This is a genomic window from Saliterribacillus persicus (assembly GCF_003337485.1).
Lineage (GTDB): Bacteria > Bacillota > Bacilli > Bacillales > Amphibacillaceae > Saliterribacillus > Saliterribacillus persicus.
Genome location: NZ_QPJJ01000007.1, coordinates 87650 through 104467 on the forward strand (window position 1 = coordinate 87650; position 16818 = coordinate 104467).

Sequence of the window (16818 nt, forward strand, 5' to 3'; positions counted from 1 at the left end):
AAATAAGGCTTGCGTTTCTAATCTAGGATACGCAAGCTTTTTTGTATCATATAAATAATCAATAAACATAAGCATTCTATTATGAATAAAATTATCATTTTTTCATAAATTCTACAAAAAGTGCAGGAATATAACTTTGTACTAACGAATTTGTACTAAAGAAGAAGTATAATTGAGAAATAGAACAGTGGAATTAGAAGTGGGGGAGAATACTAATGGAAAATCAAGCATTGCCAATAGATAAAAGATTAACTTGGATTGATGTCGCAAGAGGATTTGCTATTTTTGGAATATTTATGGTGAACCTTCCTGCCTTTCATGCTCCGTATTTCCTATATGGAAATGGGCAAAATTATTGGGGAGCAGGTAGTAGTGGAGGAATTCAAATATTTATTGATATCTTCTTTCAAGCAAGCTTTTATTCTTTATTTTCAATCCTGTTTGGATTTGGAATGCAAATTATTATAGAAAACTTATCAAAGAAAAATCTAAACGCACAAAAGTATTTGCTGCGAAGACTATTTGTTTTACTCGGCTTCGGTTTAATTCATGCTCTATTCATTTGGCATGGTGATATTTTATTTACATATAGCCTTGTTGGATTTTTGTTGTTACTTTTCATTAAGAGAAAAAATAAAACCTTGATTGCATGGGGTTTATCCTTGTTACTAGCTCCAACTCTTCTTTATACCTTATTATTGTACTTTGCTAGGGATTATTTGGATGTGATTAACCAAACGGCAATAGATGCTGCTATGTTTAATTATGGAAAAGGCAGCTTTTCTGACGTTTTAAGTCAAAACATATCAGATTGGTTCTTTGTCACCAACCCTTTTAGTTTAATCTTAATCTTAATGAACTTATTGCCATTGTTTTTATTTGGTATGCTCATTGCAAGGAAGAAATGGTTACATGACATTCATGAGCATCAACGTTTTCTTAAGAAAGCATGGATTTTGAGCTTGGTATTATTTTTATTAATCAAAGCTGGAGCTTATCTGATAGGGAATCCAATGTGGCTCATGGTTTTACAGGACTTTATAGGCGGGGCTGCGTCCGCAATCTTTTATTTAGTTACGATTACACTAAGCTATCCAAAGATGAAAAAACTTCTCTATCCATTGCAATATGTAGGAAGAATGGCTTTGTCAAATTATATTTTGCAATCGTTATTAGGTGTTTTTATATTTTATGGCATTGGTTTTGGTTTTTACGGCAAATTAAGCCCTGCAGAAACCATAGCTATTGCACTCATCGTCTTTCCACTTCAAATCGTATTAAGTAAGCTGTGGCTTACTTACTTTAAACGAGGACCTTTAGAATGGTTATGGCGCAGATTAATTTATGGTAAGGGAATTGGCTCGAACAAGAGAGAACGGAGCGTGTCTTAATGAATCGGAATCAGCTGCAAAATGAGGTTAACGACTGGGTAGAGGAAGAGATCATCTCGGCTCAACAGGCAGAAAAGATTTTGGCTAAATACCCAGCTCAAAATCGTTCCTATTTACTAATAATGTTTGCTAGTTTATTTATAGGATTAGGATTTTTAACCTTTATTGCTTCTAATCTACAAAGTTTACCGGACATGGTAAACATGGCAATTATATTAGTATTTATGGTGGGCTATTATCTAGCAGGAGAATGGGTTTATAGAAAAAGGTCAGAAATGCTGGGGATTGGTTTGTTAATAATCGGATTATTAATTTTTGGTGCAGGAATTTTTCTAACTGGACAAATGTATCATTATTCTTATTATCAAGCCTTTCCATTTATTATATGGTCGATAGCAGCATTCCTATTATTTATGATTTATAAACGTGTCCCATTGTATGTTGTGGCAATTACCATATTAACGATTGGCCAATTTTATCAGTTCATGACTTATCACACTTTTAATTTATGGCTTTTTGCATTATTACTTATAGGCTTTAGCCATTATACGTATCATTATGCAAATAAATTATATAGCTATTTATTTGCACTTAGTTTAATTGTGCAATCTCTAATGCTGGTATTTGTGAACAGTTATGATTACTATTGGTTAATTGTTTTGTTTTTAATCGTGTATATTATTTCTGAGGTTGTTGGAAAAAGAGCTATTGAAGAACCATTTAAATGGTTGGCACTCTTATCCATATTTATCGTAACTTGCATTGAAACATTTTTTATAAGTGAAATAATTAATTTTGTAGAAAAAAATTGGCTATTTTTCTTTGTGTGGTTGTTTATTTTTAGCATAGCAATTCTAATAAAATATTTTAAAAAACAAATTTACACCTATACTCAATTAGTCTTGTTCATTCCAATTCTGTTCGCAGGAGAATGGGCTGATGTTCTTTCAATGATTGCTTTATTTGTATTTTCACTAGGGCTTTTATTTCATGGATATCGAATTGAAGACAATGAGACAATTAGCTATGGTACCCTTGCTTTTTTAATTAGCACCTTTATTGCTTACATTCATCTTGCTTGGGCCTTTCTTGATAAATCATTATTTTTCTTCATCGGTGGGATTATTTTATTCACATTAAGTTACTTTTTGGAGAAAAAAAGAAGACGATTAAAAGCCGATAATTCGGAGGGGGTAGAGAAATGAAGCGATCTTTAGTATTTTTATTCATTGCAGCCCAAGCCTTATTCTTAATTGGTTTATCGGTATCGTATTATATGATTGATATATTTGGAGAAACAATAAAATTAGAAACAGTTCCAATTGATCCCCAAGACGTTTTTTATGGTGATTATTTAATATTGGACTATGAAGCTGAAGAAATTGATGGAGAATTATGGGTTGGAAGTGAAGAAAGAATAGATTACGGGGAAGTTGTATATGTTGTGCTAGAAAAAAAGGATAATGGTTACCATGAAGTAGTAAAAGCATCTGATCAGAAGCTTACTACAGAAGCTCATCAAAGCCTTTTAAAAGCGACATATGATTACCATGATGATTTTAGTGGAGAAGATAAGCATCGGATTAATCTAGGCTTTAATCGCTACTATATTGAAGATAATACAGGGGGAAAATTTGAAGCTTCAGGTGAACTTGATGTAACAGTTGCCGTTGCTCCGTGGGGGCAGAAAAAGATTGTTGAAGTTGAATAGGTATTATTCATGAAAAATTCACAATTTAATGCTACTATAAGATTAGATAGTTTGGGTTTGGGGAAAACGCCAACTAATCAGTTGAAAAACAAAGATTGGGGGAAAGAAATTGACACATCTACATATTACAGGTTGGGTTTTAGCGTTAATTCTGTTGTTTGTATCTTATAGTTTTTACAAACAAGGGAAAAAGCCTGGTAAAATTGTTCACATGATTCTACGTTTGGATTATTTATTCATCCTATATTCTGGTGGCGATTTATTAGCAGAATACTTTAGAGCTTCAGGACTGCCGATGGGCGAAGTTATTGTAAAAAGTTTAGCTGGCCTATGGGTAATCGTAAGTATGGAAATGATTCTAGTGAAAACTTCAAAAGGTAAAGCAACAAAAAGTTTCTGGATTCAATTAGTAGTTGCATTCGTAATTGCGCTTATATTAGGGTTATTCCGATTGCCTTACGGATTCTATTTCGGATAAATGAAGGGGACGCATCCATTATTGGATGCGTTTTTTTATATGAAAATATATAATTTTGTGAAAGAAAATTAATTAGAAATCTGAAGTGAAAATTAACGTTTAATTAATGATTAACATTTTATATTTTGTTTCCAATCATAATCCTTTTCAAAATAAGTGCTTGCTACTGTTTCTTGACATGTGCTAATTGCTCTAGCAACGTCTTTCTGCTTTTTTCCTTTATCCATCTCAGCCTTTATAATTTCAAGCTCTTTTAATACAGATAAAATCTCTTTATCTTCTTCACCCTTATCTTCTACTTCACTTTTGGGATCAGGGACCATTAAGATTGTGTTGAATACTAAAGTTCTTATGATAAGGTTTTCCCTTATCTAGAAATGTCTGTACTTGATTTTCCCTTTTGGCGACATCCATACCCACGACTGGATTCATATTTAAACTCCCTCCTAGCAACAAGAAATTTTCGGTAACCCTTAAAGCTTCCTGTAATGTCACAGGTTCGCATGTTAAAATATGCCGTTTAACATGCGAGACAAACTAAATCAACTAGTTGAAAGAACTTCCAATAGACATGTCGTTGTTAGTGTAGATATTGCCCAACAAACACATGTGGCACGGGTTATGAATAATAGTGGTATTGTCATAAAGCGTACCTTTTTCGCTTAATGAACGTTCAATGCCAAAGGTTTCTAATGCCTGAGGTAATTTAATAGAGCTTCTTCAAGAAATTGAAAAAATGGCTTGGACGGTTCGGAACCTTTGGTATTTTTAGAGTCAACAGGACACTTTCATATTTCCCTTATTTTAATTTTTGTAGAATCACAATTGTGTATATTGTGGCAAATCCAATAGACGTTTATCCCCTTTGTGAGCTTTATCGTAAAGAAAAGCTGAGCTTATAAGAAGCGAGGAACAACTCTTGAACCTTCGTAATTTACAAGCCAACAGGAGGATTTCGTATATGATATTAAAATAATCTCTCCAATTCAACATCCTATTGAAAACACAAATTGAAATATCGTCTTTTCTATTGATGTTTGGCAACCTTTTCCTCAAATGTTCAATTTCTCTTTCTGTAAGAAGTTTGGAATTCGCTTTCTCACTTTTATATCTGAATTCGATAACATTAATTATTGTTATTTTCACGAAGTTACTTAATAAAATCCTTATTTTCATCAAGCTATTTGTCCACACAAATATTAAATCTTGTGAATAGATTGGATATATATTCGAACTGAAAGGAGATTTAGAATGACTTTTGAGAGAGTGCGAGGATTGGTTAGTGTTGTCATTCCATGCTTTTGTGCATTTTTCTTTGACTTTACTCCTTTTAAAGCGAATGGAAAACGAGAGCTTTACGCTTATCGTACAGATGGTGAATCAGCACAAAAAGTAAAACCAGACAATAACCTTGATATATCCAGAAGGGGATTACATTGCAATAATCTTGAAGAATGGCTTCGTATCATAGCTCACTTTGAAGTAATTAGTACAGATCGTGCCCATGTGATGATTGCAGGTGTAATGCTAGGGAAACAAATCTATTATACACCGACAAACTATCATAAACTCCCTGGTATAGCAGAATTTTTGATTAAAGAGTTTAATGTATCTGAGAAACCTTAGAAGTTAAATTAAATAGAGGTGAATTCGATTTTTAAATTTAGATTTAATTTAGATTATTTTAGGATGGCCGATGCAAAAGGTCCTGTTTTAGAGAATAGTATTCGTGCCAAATGGTTATCACAGTTATGTCCAGATGATTTAGAAATTGGTTTTGCACCAAATAAAGGACAACACCCCTTATATAAAGAGGATAAAATAAAAATTATTTCCAAATATGAACCAGGTTGGTGGAATCACTATTTTATGAACTCCCATCAAATGAAAGATGTAGAGCAAAACTATAGTATAGGCCCTAATATTTACCCTAATGAACCTCCTGCCAAACCAATTCCAACCGTCGTATATTCTGAATATCACAAAAAGCTGTTATTGAATAAATGGGGTGACTACCCGGAAAAGTATATATCCATTATTCCGAATATAATTGACAATGAACTATATCACGTAGGAGAAAAGTCAAATCAGTTAACAGTTGGATGGATTGGAAGAGACAGTCCAGACCCTTCCACAAAGGGAATGGAAGTCATCCCCTATTTAGCTGGTCGGTTCCCAGATATTCAATTTGTCATGGTTCATGGTAATAAACCTGCCTTTCAACATTTATGGTTAGAAAAAGAGCTTCCTAACTTAACCATTTATAGTCAAGTTCCACATGATGAATTAGCTAAGATGATGCGATCGTGGAGTGTACTTGTGTGCGGTAGTAAATGGGAAACGGGTGCTACCCATGTAAAAGAAGCGATGGCAAGTGGCGTACCTATTATTGCAGCAAAAGTAGGTGCGATACCGGAAGTAGCAGGTAGCCAAATGTTACTAAATGAAATGAAATGGACCAAGTCGGAAAAAGATCCAAAAATGTTGGTTTGGACAAAAGAATCGTTGGAAAAATTCGCCTTAGCACTAGATGCATTGCTTAATGATTCTAGTAACTATGACATGCTTGTCGAAGCCGCGCTAAAAGAGAGCGAAAAGGCATTTCCTAAACCAATAGCTAAGTTGTGGTTTGATTTTATGTATAAATGCAGGGAATTAAATGTTTAATATTAAAAAAATATACCATCTCAAGGGAGTTGAATGTATTGTTTAAATTTATAAATAATAAAAATTTATTTAAAGATCAAAAGAAAAAAGGGGCTTATTTCTAGGAGAAGGAGTATCTGTTTGTTGATCAAACTTCCGTTTTCAGTAATATATTTGATGAATATTAATATTTTCTTTTCGACATCAAGCAACTGTACTAAGGCCGCTTTCTCTGCAATGATCCATTCTTGTCTGCCATTCTAACTGCTTTTTATCTGACACAAAAAGCCTCCTTCGAGAATTAAACTATTAAGATCATCTCATCTGGAGGCTGTGTTGCATACGTGTGTAGCATTTGACGCATACATATAAAATAATGAAAACACACATGTTTATATTCTTGCGCATAGACTAAAAGAAGATTCTATGCAAAAGAGGGTGGAACAAAAATGTGTGGCATAACTGGTTGGATCGATTATAAAAAAGATTTACGAAATGAAGAAAAAAATATCTTGAGAATGACAACTTCCCTGAAACACCGTGGACCAGATGAAGAAAATACTTGGCTGTCCCCACATGCTGCTTTCGGACACCAGCGGTTAATTGTCATCGATCCCGATGGCGGGAAACAGCCGATGCAAGAAGTGCATAATGGGGAGACTTACACACTTGTATACAACGGTGAATTATACAATACCGATGAACTAAGAAATGCGCTTTCTCAGCTTGGCTGGAGATTTAAGGGTCATTCAGACACAGAAGTATTGTTAAAAAGTTACATTGAGTGGAAAGAAGCTTGTGTGGAAAGGTTTAATGGGATTTTTGCATTTGCTATTTGGTCTGAGAAAAAAAAGCAATTATTTCTTGCGAGAGATCGTTTAGGAGTTAAGCCGCTTTTTTATACTGAAATGGAAGAAGGCTTGTTATTTGGATCTGAGATAAAAGCGCTACTCGCTCATTCCCAAATAACACCCACCCTCGATCAAGAAGGATTATCTGAGATATTTGCACTTGGTCCATCACGAACCCCGGGAAATGGTGTCTTTCAAGGGATACATGAGCTTCGAGCGGCACATGTGGGGATCTTTGATGAAAATGGGTTGAAAACCAAGCGTTATTGGAATGTGAAAAGTGAACCTCATGTTGATAACACCTCACAAACAGTTAGTATGATTAAAAGTTTATTTTTAGATGCAGTAGAAAGACAGCTTGTTTCAGATGTACCATTAGGAACATTCTTATCTGGAGGAATAGATTCTAGTGCTATTACAGCTGTCGCAACACGTTATCTGCAAAAAGAGGGGAAACCCAATTTGCATACTTTTTCTATTGATTATGAAGAAAATGACAAGTATTTTAAAACAAGTGATTTTCAACCGAATCATGATCAACCTTTTATTGAAAAAATGGTAAGCTCATTAAACACAGATCATCATCGATTTGTTATCGATCAAAATACGCTAGTAGATTTATTAAAGACAGCTGTTTATTATCGAGATCTACCTGGAATGGCTGATGTTGATGCTTCTTTATTATGGCTTTGTCAAGAATCAAAAAAACATGTAACTGTAGCTCTTTCAGGAGAATGCGCTGACGAAATTTTTGGAGGATATCCTTGGTTTAAACAAACGGATGATCTAAACAGAAATGCTTTTCCTTGGATAAGATCAAGTGAATTACGACACAATCTATTAAGAGAAAATATTAAAAATACCCTTGATTTGGAAGGATATATGAAAAAACGTTACCACGAGACCATCAAAGAAACTCCAGTATTAGAAGGAGAAACGGACATAGAAAAAGCTAGAAGAGAAATGTTTTATTTAAATATGCATTGGTTTATGCCAACACTATTAGATAGAAAAGATCGGATGAGTATGGGGGCAGGCTTTGAAGCAAGGGTACCTTTTAGTGATCATCGTTTAGTAGAGTACGTTTGGAATATTCCTTTTGAAATGAAACAGCTAGGTGGCAGGGAAAAAGGTATTTTTAGGGAGGCTTTAACAGGCTATGTACCTGATGAAATTTTGTTCCGTAAAAAAAGCCCCTATCCCAAAACACATCATCCAGCCTATACAAAAGCGGTAGTGGATTGGATGAATGAAATTATTAAAGATAAGGATTCGAGGTTATTTGAAGTGTTGGATAGAACAGAAGTGAAAAAAATGGTCGAACAGGATGTAAATGAATTAAAAACACCTTGGTTCGGGCAGCTAATGGCTGGGCCACAATTACTTGCACACTTAGCACAAATCGATCATTGGCTGAAGACCTATGATATAAAACTGAAAATCTAAAGTAAAACTAGTGAATCAATTGTACATTTTCACACATCTAGATATAATATAGGATGGTTCATGTCCCTTAAGTGGAAGGTGTAATCCGCTTAAGGGATATTTATTTAGTCTAAAATATCTTTGAAATCTAACAACTCAATATTTGCATGTAGAATGCTAATCAATAGTAAAATTTTGTACTTTTATAATAATTAATTTGGAGGAAAAGATATGAATAAAATACGCTTAACTATACTTGTGATGCTCTTTCTAATGTTTTTTACATATATTCCTGCAGTTCATGCTGCTCCGAAAGAAGATTCTATCTATTATATAATGGTTGATCGCTATGTAAATGGAAGTGGAGAGAACGATCAAGAAACAGATATTGATGATGAGAATGCTTTTCATGGTGGTGACTTAGCTGGTGTTATCACCCAGTTAGATAAAATTAAGGAACTAGGTTTTGATACGATTAATCTTAGTCCTATTATGCAAACACAAAGTTATCACGGATTTTTAACCGTTGATTATCAAAAGATTAATGCTAGTTTCGGTACCGATACGGAATTAAAAAAATTAATGGATGAAGCAGAAAAAAGAGATATGAACGTGATTTTAGATATTGTTTTAACGCATGTTAGTCCGACTCATGACTGGGTAAATGCTGATGCAAATTATTTGAATGGCACCACAAGTAACCAATGGGGAGAAGATCTGCCTACTCCTGACTTTAACGAAGCGGTAGTGGCACAATACTATATAGAAACTTTTAAATATTGGATGAATGAATTTGGTATTGATGGATACCGGGTCTACATTAATGAAAATACTCCTGAAGACTTTCTTACTCTTTTAGAAAATGAAGTAAGTGTTCAAGATCAGGAAGCAATGTTAATCTTTGATGGTGAAGTAGCGCTAGAAGGTGAACAAAAAGAATCTTATCACATAAATGATACTATCCATGAAGCTGCGAATACAATTTTTTCTGAACCTGGTCAGGTTCTAGAACCATTATTTACTTCTGAAGAGCTATTGACTAATGATAAAGATATTCTTTTTTTAGATAGCCATATGACTACCAGATTTGCTCATGAAGCGATAAAAAAAGGCCATAATCCTTTAACAAGATGGAAGTTAGCATGGACTTATTTAGCTACTATACCGGGTGTTCCGATGATTTATCAAGGCTCTGAAGTGCCAATGGATAACGGTGAAAGTGAACCCGATCATAGAATGGCTCAGCTAGGTAATGCTGACGAAGAGATGACTAGTCATTTTGAACAGCTTGCTGCAATAAATGAGGAGTTTGAGGTAATGTCTATAGGTGATGTTGAAGTAGTTGCTCATGAAAATGCGATGACATTATATAAGCGAGCTTCTGAAGAAGAAACAATATATATCGCTATAAACAACGATACTACATCAAATATGATTCCTTTATCAGGATTACATGAAGATGTGCAATTAAGAGGATTACTACAAGATAATATAGTGAGACAACAGGATGATGGCACCTTTCGAATTGCATTAGATAGAGAAACTGCCGATATCTTTGTTGTAGAAAATGATGAAGGCTTTAATTGGTTTTTTATTGGCTTTATTATAGTGGTTCTTGGTACGTTTGTAGGGTCAGTGATCTATTTAAGTAGAAAAAATAAAAGTACTGCTTCCTAATTGGAACAGTACTTTTATTTTTGGACATAGTTAATTGAAGCGCCCAAAATGAACGTGTGGAGAATGTAATTTTTAGGTTTTGGCTTTAGAATGAACAAAGGCCTTTCGAGCCCATACTTTTGATTTCCATCTTTGCAACATAAATAGACCACGCAACCATTCATCTGCAATAAATGCAATCCAAACCCCGATTAACCCCAAACCAAGGAAAAGACCAAAGAACCAAGCAAAGGTTACACTAACACCCCACATGGATAGGATACCAATCACTACGGGGAATTTTACATCTCCTGTTGCTCGAAGTGAGTTGATAAGGACCAAATTAAATGCTCTTCCAGGTTCTAAAATAATGGTGATGAGTAAAAGCAGCATACCTTTTTCTACAATTGTTGTATCATCTGTGAAAATGCCAAGGAGAAACTCAGCTGAAAAATAGATGATAATTGCAGATATCGTACTAATAACAAGAGCTATCTTTAGACTTTTTAAACCACGGTGATAAGCATTTTTAATTTCGCCTGCACCTATCATATGCCCTATCAATATTTGCGAACCCTGTCCAATAGCGATCGAAAATAAAAGAATAAACATCATAATATTTTGGACATATACTTTTGTTGTTATCGCGATTGTTCCCATTTGGGCCACGTAGTAGGTAATTACCATCTGACTCGTATTATAAGATAATTGTTCTCCTGCTGAAGGGATACCGATTTTTAATAGCTGGGCGACGTGTTCTTTTTGATAGCGGAAAAAAGATAAAAAAGGCAGTTGATGATTGCTTCTCTTTACTAGAATAACTAGCAACACAATAAACCCTAAAAATCTACTAATCATCGTCGAGTATGCTACACCCTCGACGCCTAAAACTGGAAAACCAAAGGGTCCGAAAATAACGAAATAGTTACCGATGACGTTTATGATATTCATCCCAATCGTGACGTACATCGTATCTTTCGTGAATCCATAACTACGTAATATAGCAGCGACTGTCATAATTAAAGCTTGGACAAACATGAATCCACCTACAATATTTAAATAAAGGGTCGCTTCCCCCATTAATTCTTCAGGCAAATCCATAATATTTAAAATAGAAGTACTGAAAAAGAATAAAAACAAACTAATGGACAGTGAAAACCATAAATTCAAGCTAATGGATGTAACGGCAATTTGTCCTGCATTTTTAGATTTTTCGGCACCTAAATTTTGTGCCACCAATATAGATGCACCTGCTGCTACAAAACCAAACATCACAATAACAACAGATAAGATTTGATTGGACACACCAACAGCAGCCACTGAGTGATCGGAATATTGACTGAGCATTAAAGTATCGGCATTACCCATTAACATATGTAGTAAGATTTCAATGAAAATAGGCCATGTTAAAGTGAATAAAGTTAATTTTTTTGTGTTTTTTTGTTCCATCTGTCTTCCTCATTTCTAGAGTCCGCTCATTTTTTCAATACCTATTACTTTACAACTTTTTTGAAAAATAGCAATAGAGAATTTGTGAAGAGTATAAGGTAGAAAATTCTAGCGAAGAATAAGAATTGACTGAATCACTTGAAGCGGAGTATTTCTTCTTATATATGCTTAGTCTGAATTAGTTTTCATTACTTGATATACTAATGCTGATACAAGGGATAGAGCCGTTTAAAAACATATAAAAAACTCGGGAAGAAACCCGAGTTTATTGTCTGCATTGAATATGAAGTGTATAACTATTTATAAGGACGATTCAAAAAGAATAGAGCGAGGGTTCCTGGTCCGACGTGTGCGCCAATGGAAGATCCAATCATATGAATGCGAATTTCCTCTGCACCGAAGCGCTCTCGAATGAGATCAGCAAGTAATTCTGCCTTATCTTCTGCATCAGCATGGCTAATCCCGATTGGTTGATTTTTAAAATCGATACCACGCTCTTCCATTACATCAACCATTCGTTTTACTACCTTTTTTGAACCCCTAATTTTTTCTAAAGGGATTAACTTTCCATCTTCTACATGAAGAAGAGGTTTTACTTTTAATAAAGTGCCGACAAATGCCGCTGTCTTACTTACACGACCACCACGATACAAGTATTCTAAATCATCAACGGTGAAAATATGTTCCATATGTTCAATATGGTATTTGCTTATTTCAATGACTTCATCTAATGTCGCATCACTTTTAGCTAATTCTGCTGCTCTAATAACAACTAATCCATAACCAAGTGAAGCGCATTTTGTATCAAGAACAGTTAACTGGAAGTTAGGATATTCTTCCTTCACTTCTTGTTCCATCAGCTTGGCAGCTTGATATGTACCTGAGAGCTCTGATGAAAATGCTAAGTATAATACTTCTCTATTCTCTTTCGCATATTTTTCAAATAATTCCTTGAAAATTTTAGGACTTACTTGAGCTGTTTTAGGTGCTTTACCTTCACGCAATGCATCATAGACAGTTTTTGAATCAATGGTAACACCATCTTCATAGTTTTTATCATCTAGCTGGACGGTAAGCGGCGCCATGTCAATATCGTATTTCTCATAAATTTCTTTTGTTAAATCACTTGCTGAGTCAGCAATAATTTTAACAGTCATAACTAGTCACCTCCATAATTAATTTTATCTATAGTATGCGCATGTTGCAAATTGATTAATATAAGTGTAATCGCATCCATCTAATTAGTCAAAAAGATTTTCTTTTATAATGATTAACAGTTAGAATGTGTGGGTAAATGAAAAAAGGTGTGTTATTATAACGGACGAAAAAAGGAGGAGTCAGCTTGTTTATAATGGAGGCAAAACGAGTCGCAATTGTAATTATAGGAGCTATATTAAGCGCAGTTGCACTTAACTTTTTCTTAATTGGCGCAAATGTATACGCAAGTGGCTTTACAGGGATTTCACAAATATTATCGAGTGTATTCACCGATTACTTAGGATTAGAAAACATTAGTACTGGTATTATATTATTTATACTGAATATTCCGGTTGCAATATTGGGTTGGTTAAAAGTAGGTAAAGGTTTTACTATATATAGCTTTTTATCTGTTGCAGCTATTTCTTTCTTTTTAGAAGTATTACCAGTACTGCGCCTCTCTACAGACATTATGCTGAATGCTGTTTTTGGTGGAGTTATAGCTGGTGTTGGTATTGGTATTACTTTAAAATGGGGTGCTTCAACGGGAGGATCTGATATTATCGCCATGTACTTATCTAGATTAAAGGATCGTCCTATTGGTGGTTATTTAATGGCGATAAACGGATTAATAATTGTTTTTGCTGGTTTAATCAACGAACCTGAAAATGCGCTTTATACGCTTTTAGCTTTATACGTTACTACTCGAGTAATTGACGGAATCCATACTAGACACGAAAAAGTTACTGCTATGATCGTTACAACGGAAGCAGATGCCTTGCAGCAGTCTATACATGATACAATGGTCCGAGGGATAACAATATTGCCAGTTAAAGGGGCATATACGAAAGAAGATAAACACATGCTTTATTTAGTGATCACACGTTATGAATTATATGATTTAGAAAGAATTATTAAAGAAGTAGATCCAAACGCCTTTACAAATATCGTGGAGACAGCAGGTATATTTGGGTTCTTTCGAAGAAATGATTGAAACCTTTCTTAGCGGGGAGCGTCTAATAGAGTAAAAAGGGGGCTATATTATGCAAATATTCAAAAGCAGTTTATTTATAATGTTATTGATGTTGCTAATTGCATGTGGAACAAATGGCGACGACACAAAAAATACAAATCAATCTTTACCGAATGAGGGGCCACCAGAAGAGTTGCCGGAAGAAGAACCCGAAACAGATTCTACTAATGAAAATATAGACGCATTATTAGAGAATATGATCATGGAATCAAATACAAATGTTAATAATGGTGTTGTCACATTCAACTTTTCTCTAGCAAATGAAAATAATGAAGAAATAAACTTACTTTTTTCTTCAGGAAAACAATTCGATATAATTGTTACAAATGAAGAAAATGAAACCGTTTATCACTATGCAGAGGGTAAAATGTTTACAGAAGCTTTAGTGGAAAAGTCATTAGCTAAAGGAGAAAAACTTACATGGCAGGAAGAGTGGGAGGAGAGCAAGAATTTACCCAGTGGCTCGTATCAAGTGGAGCTGACCATCATACCGGCTGAATTAAATAAACAAGTGGTAGAAGATACCCCTTTTACGCAGTCTTTTGAATTGGAGTTACAGAATGAAAATACAGAAGAAGTAGCGGAAGGTGATTTTCAAAACGTCGAGGTTGACGGGAAAGATGGGCAGTATATGGTTACTGGTCAATTTACTTCAGACGTTGAAAAGGCTGCATACACAGTCGAAGATGGGCACAATCAATTGATAACAGAAACTGAAATAGAAAGAACAAATCCATCTGAAAACCATTTTAGATTTGAGATCAAGATTGAACCTGAATTATTAAGCTCCAATTCAACCGTCATGTTGGTTCTCTATACGCTTAACGATGGACAAAGAGGAGAAGAAAAGCCTATTATATTAGAAAGAAGGTAGCTTTTATAAGCTACCTTCTTTGTTTCATGGAAACATCTAACTTTCTAATATCCTTGGTTGGTTAAAATTTGCTCAACTTGCGGAATGAGTGTATCCCACTCAGCATCCATTTTCTTGTTTACGGTGATAAAATTTTGAAATCCAAATACATTATCAACTGGATCAAGTTGCATTAATTCATTTAAAACTTCATGCTCACTTGTCTGACCTGGCATAACGGAAATACTATTATTACCTTCAAAGATCATTTTGTCACTTGTAAATTTCATTGCATTAGGGTTCGGTGTTTCATCGACATGAATTGTCATGATTGTTCCTCCTTCAAAACGTACTTAAGTCAATCATAGCAGAAATTAGTTGTTTTCAAAAGATTTTAATTCACAATGTTAAATAATATTTTAAAGGGGGAGAGCATGCATATTTTTATAAAGGGAGTATGGCTGGGTACGATATCTGGATTTGTTTTAGGCTTCTTTTTATGGTCTATAGAAGAATTGTTTCATTTAAAGGTATACACGCTATTATTGAATGTTGATTTTATCCCACTGCTATCTGATATTAATCTCACTATAGTGGGAGAGTGGTTCTTACACCTAATTATTTCCTGGGCAATATCACTTGTTTTTCTGCTTTTTCTGACAAAAAAATCAAGAACAAATCGCCAAGTATATATAGTTGCTGGGTTATTATGTGGAGGAGCTGCGCTAAGTTACTTTCCGTTAACATTTTTAGCAAATAAAGAAACACCAGCATTGTTTGATGGCTTTGCTATCGTGACCTGGATGATAGGTCATGTTATTTATGGTTTAATTCTTATTATCTATGCTCTGAAAGGAAAAAGGTAAAGCAACTACTTGATTGCTTTACCTTTTTTGATTAGAGACTTATTTCAATTCGTTTTCCTGAGCTAATTGTTGCTCAAGTTGTTGTAATTCCTGTTGTTCCTCAGCTGTTGCATTTGTATAAGCAGCTTGAATTGCTTGACGCGCTACTTCCTTGTCTTGTTCATTGAAGCTGTTCTGGTTTGTTAATTTACCAACCATTTGCTTTGCTTGTTGAAATAATTGATTTTGCAATTTCAATTACCCCTTTCTAGATTGATCAATCTAAAGAATTTTAAACGAAGAATACTGCATCTTCTTCTATCCGAACGTTTTAATCAAAGAAAAAACATGAACATAATAAAATGTTCATGCTTAATATGTGTCTATACTCATTTTTTATACATCTAAATTATCATTGATTACATTAATTTGAGGAAGTAGCAGGTAACTTTAAATAATCCGTTAAAAATTCAGCAATTCCATCTTGCTCATTTGTTTTTGCTATATGATTCGCAATATTCTTTAAGTCCTGAATGGCATTCCCCATCGCCACACCTGTACCAGCGTACTCAATCATTTCAAGGTCATTATCTTCATCGCCAAATGCTATTATGTTTGATTGATCAATATGAAAATAATGTGCTACCTTTTTAAGTCCAACCGCTTTATTCATGCCTTTACGAACAACTTCTATAACATTCCACGGAGCAGCCCATTTTCGATGTTCAATTACAGTAGCATGTTTATCATCTAAATGATCACGAAGCGCTTCAATGTGGTGATCCTTAGGATGGATTAATAACGAAGTTGGATCTTCTGTTAATTCATTTTTTAGACTTCCAACTGTAATCAAATCTCGATGTTCTGGTTCAAGAAAAATGTCCATGATTTTCTGATCATAACGATCTAAATACATATTATCCTGAATTTCAGCAAAAATATTATGAACATCAAAGTCATAACAGGTTTGAATAATTTCTTTTGCTGTGCGATTTGACATCGGACTGTGGAGCTTATCCCATTTATCATCAGTCGGATGATGGATTAATGCCCCATTAAAATTCACCATTGGAGTAGTTAATGCTAGCTCATGATAATATGCAATACTAGCTCTGTGCGGTCTGCCTGTAGCTATTACCACTACATGACCTTCCTTAATTGCTTGTAAGACAACCTTTTTCGTTTTTGGACTAATCTCTTTTTTATCTGTAAGTAGTGTCCCATCTAAATCAAGCGCAATTAAATGTCTATTTTTTTTCATGATATCACCTCTATATGTAAGT

Annotated in this window: 18 protein-coding genes; 12 read left to right on the forward strand and 6 right to left on the reverse strand. The window is 34.4% G+C overall.

The genetic code is table 11. The features are described 5' to 3' along the window. Positions 1–215: 215 nt before the first annotated feature. The 4 genes from DFR57_RS09545 to DFR57_RS09560 all read left to right on the forward strand — a co-directional run bounded on the left by DFR57_RS09545 (position 216) and on the right by DFR57_RS09560 (position 3580). Positions 216–1391, forward strand: coding sequence for a DUF418 domain-containing protein (locus tag DFR57_RS09545; protein WP_114352926.1), 1176 nt, complete (start codon positions 216–218; stop codon positions 1389–1391). Further along, a complete protein-coding gene (locus tag DFR57_RS09550; RefSeq protein ID WP_114352927.1) occupies positions 1391–2596 on the forward strand; it encodes a DUF2157 domain-containing protein in 1206 nt (401 codons plus the stop codon). Before DFR57_RS09545 ends, DFR57_RS09550 begins: the two co-directional genes overlap by 1 nt. After that, positions 2593–3102, forward strand: a complete 510-nt coding sequence (locus tag DFR57_RS09555; protein ID WP_114352928.1) for a GDYXXLXY domain-containing protein — start codon at positions 2593–2595, stop codon at positions 3100–3102. The genes DFR57_RS09550 and DFR57_RS09555 overlap by 4 nt, the downstream gene beginning before the upstream one ends. A 109-nt stretch (positions 3103–3211) precedes the next feature. Next, positions 3212–3580 carry a YisL family protein gene (locus DFR57_RS09560; protein WP_114352929.1) on the forward strand — a complete coding sequence of 123 codons (369 nt, stop codon included), beginning with the start codon at positions 3212–3214 and terminating at the stop codon, positions 3578–3580. Positions 3581–3690: 110 nt separating this feature from the next. Here DFR57_RS09560 and DFR57_RS09565 read toward each other — a convergent pair whose 3' ends face one another. Then, positions 3691–3903 (reverse strand): hypothetical protein, encoded by a 213-nt coding sequence (locus DFR57_RS09565; RefSeq protein ID WP_114352930.1) that lies wholly within the window; start codon positions 3901–3903, stop codon positions 3691–3693. Between the two features lie 190 nt (positions 3904–4093). Here DFR57_RS09565 and DFR57_RS18260 point away from each other — a divergent pair, with 190 nt between their 5' ends. From DFR57_RS18260 to DFR57_RS09585, 5 genes are all read left to right on the forward strand, one after another. Next, positions 4094–4246: a hypothetical protein gene (locus DFR57_RS18260; RefSeq protein ID WP_170132954.1), complete on the forward strand. Its 153-nt coding sequence runs from the start codon at positions 4094–4096 to the stop codon at positions 4244–4246. A gap of 585 nt (positions 4247–4831) precedes the next feature. Continuing rightward, the gene (locus DFR57_RS09570) at positions 4832–5206 is read left to right on the forward strand and encodes a polysaccharide pyruvyl transferase family protein (protein ID WP_114352931.1); all 375 of its coding nucleotides are present in this window, start codon (positions 4832–4834) and stop codon (positions 5204–5206) included. 63 nt (positions 5207–5269) lie between these two features. Continuing rightward, the gene (locus tag DFR57_RS09575; protein WP_114352932.1) at positions 5270–6247 is read left to right on the forward strand and encodes a glycosyltransferase family 4 protein; all 978 of its coding nucleotides are present in this window, start codon (positions 5270–5272) and stop codon (positions 6245–6247) included. Between the two features lie 428 nt (positions 6248–6675). Next, a complete protein-coding gene (gene asnB, locus DFR57_RS09580) occupies positions 6676–8523 on the forward strand; it encodes an asparagine synthase (glutamine-hydrolyzing) (RefSeq protein WP_114352933.1) in 1848 nt (615 codons plus the stop codon). Positions 8524–8733: 210 nt separating this feature from the next. After that, positions 8734–10179 (forward strand): alpha-amylase family glycosyl hydrolase, encoded by a 1446-nt coding sequence (locus DFR57_RS09585; protein WP_114352934.1) that lies wholly within the window; start codon positions 8734–8736, stop codon positions 10177–10179. A 72-nt stretch (positions 10180–10251) separates the two neighbouring features. Here the strand turns inward: DFR57_RS09585 and DFR57_RS09590 are convergent, their stop codons facing one another. Together DFR57_RS09590 and DFR57_RS09595 are read right to left on the reverse strand one after the other, a co-directional pair. Next, positions 10252–11607, reverse strand: coding sequence for an MATE family efflux transporter (locus DFR57_RS09590; RefSeq protein WP_114352935.1), 1356 nt, complete (start codon positions 11605–11607; stop codon positions 10252–10254). Positions 11608–11903: 296 nt separating this feature from the next. Beyond that, positions 11904–12764, reverse strand: coding sequence for a DegV family protein (locus DFR57_RS09595; RefSeq protein ID WP_114352936.1), 861 nt, complete (start codon positions 12762–12764; stop codon positions 11904–11906). Between the two features lie 185 nt (positions 12765–12949). Here DFR57_RS09595 and DFR57_RS09600 point away from each other — a divergent pair, with 185 nt between their 5' ends. Next, entirely contained in the window at positions 12950–13798 is an 849-nt protein-coding gene (locus DFR57_RS09600) for a YitT family protein (RefSeq protein WP_114352937.1), read from the forward strand. A gap of 49 nt (positions 13799–13847) precedes the next feature. After that, positions 13848–14711: a BsuPI-related putative proteinase inhibitor gene (locus DFR57_RS09605; protein WP_114352938.1), complete on the forward strand. Its 864-nt coding sequence runs from the start codon at positions 13848–13850 to the stop codon at positions 14709–14711. A 44-nt stretch (positions 14712–14755) separates the two neighbouring features. Here DFR57_RS09605 and DFR57_RS09610 read toward each other — a convergent pair whose 3' ends face one another. Continuing rightward, the gene (locus DFR57_RS09610; protein ID WP_114352939.1) at positions 14756–15019 is read right to left on the reverse strand and encodes a NifU N-terminal domain-containing protein; all 264 of its coding nucleotides are present in this window, start codon (positions 15017–15019) and stop codon (positions 14756–14758) included. 105 nt (positions 15020–15124) lie between these two features. Here DFR57_RS09610 and DFR57_RS09615 point away from each other — a divergent pair, with 105 nt between their 5' ends. After that, on the forward strand, positions 15125–15556 hold the full coding sequence (locus DFR57_RS09615) for a hypothetical protein (RefSeq protein WP_114352940.1): 432 nt from the start codon (positions 15125–15127) through the stop codon (positions 15554–15556). A gap of 39 nt (positions 15557–15595) precedes the next feature. Here DFR57_RS09615 and DFR57_RS09620 read toward each other — a convergent pair whose 3' ends face one another. Further along, positions 15596–15787 (reverse strand): DUF3813 family protein, encoded by a 192-nt coding sequence (locus DFR57_RS09620; protein WP_114352941.1) that lies wholly within the window; start codon positions 15785–15787, stop codon positions 15596–15598. 172 nt (positions 15788–15959) lie between these two features. Then, positions 15960–16796, reverse strand: coding sequence for a Cof-type HAD-IIB family hydrolase (locus DFR57_RS09625; protein WP_211315360.1), 837 nt, complete (start codon positions 16794–16796; stop codon positions 15960–15962). Positions 16797–16818: the final 22 nt, after the last annotated feature.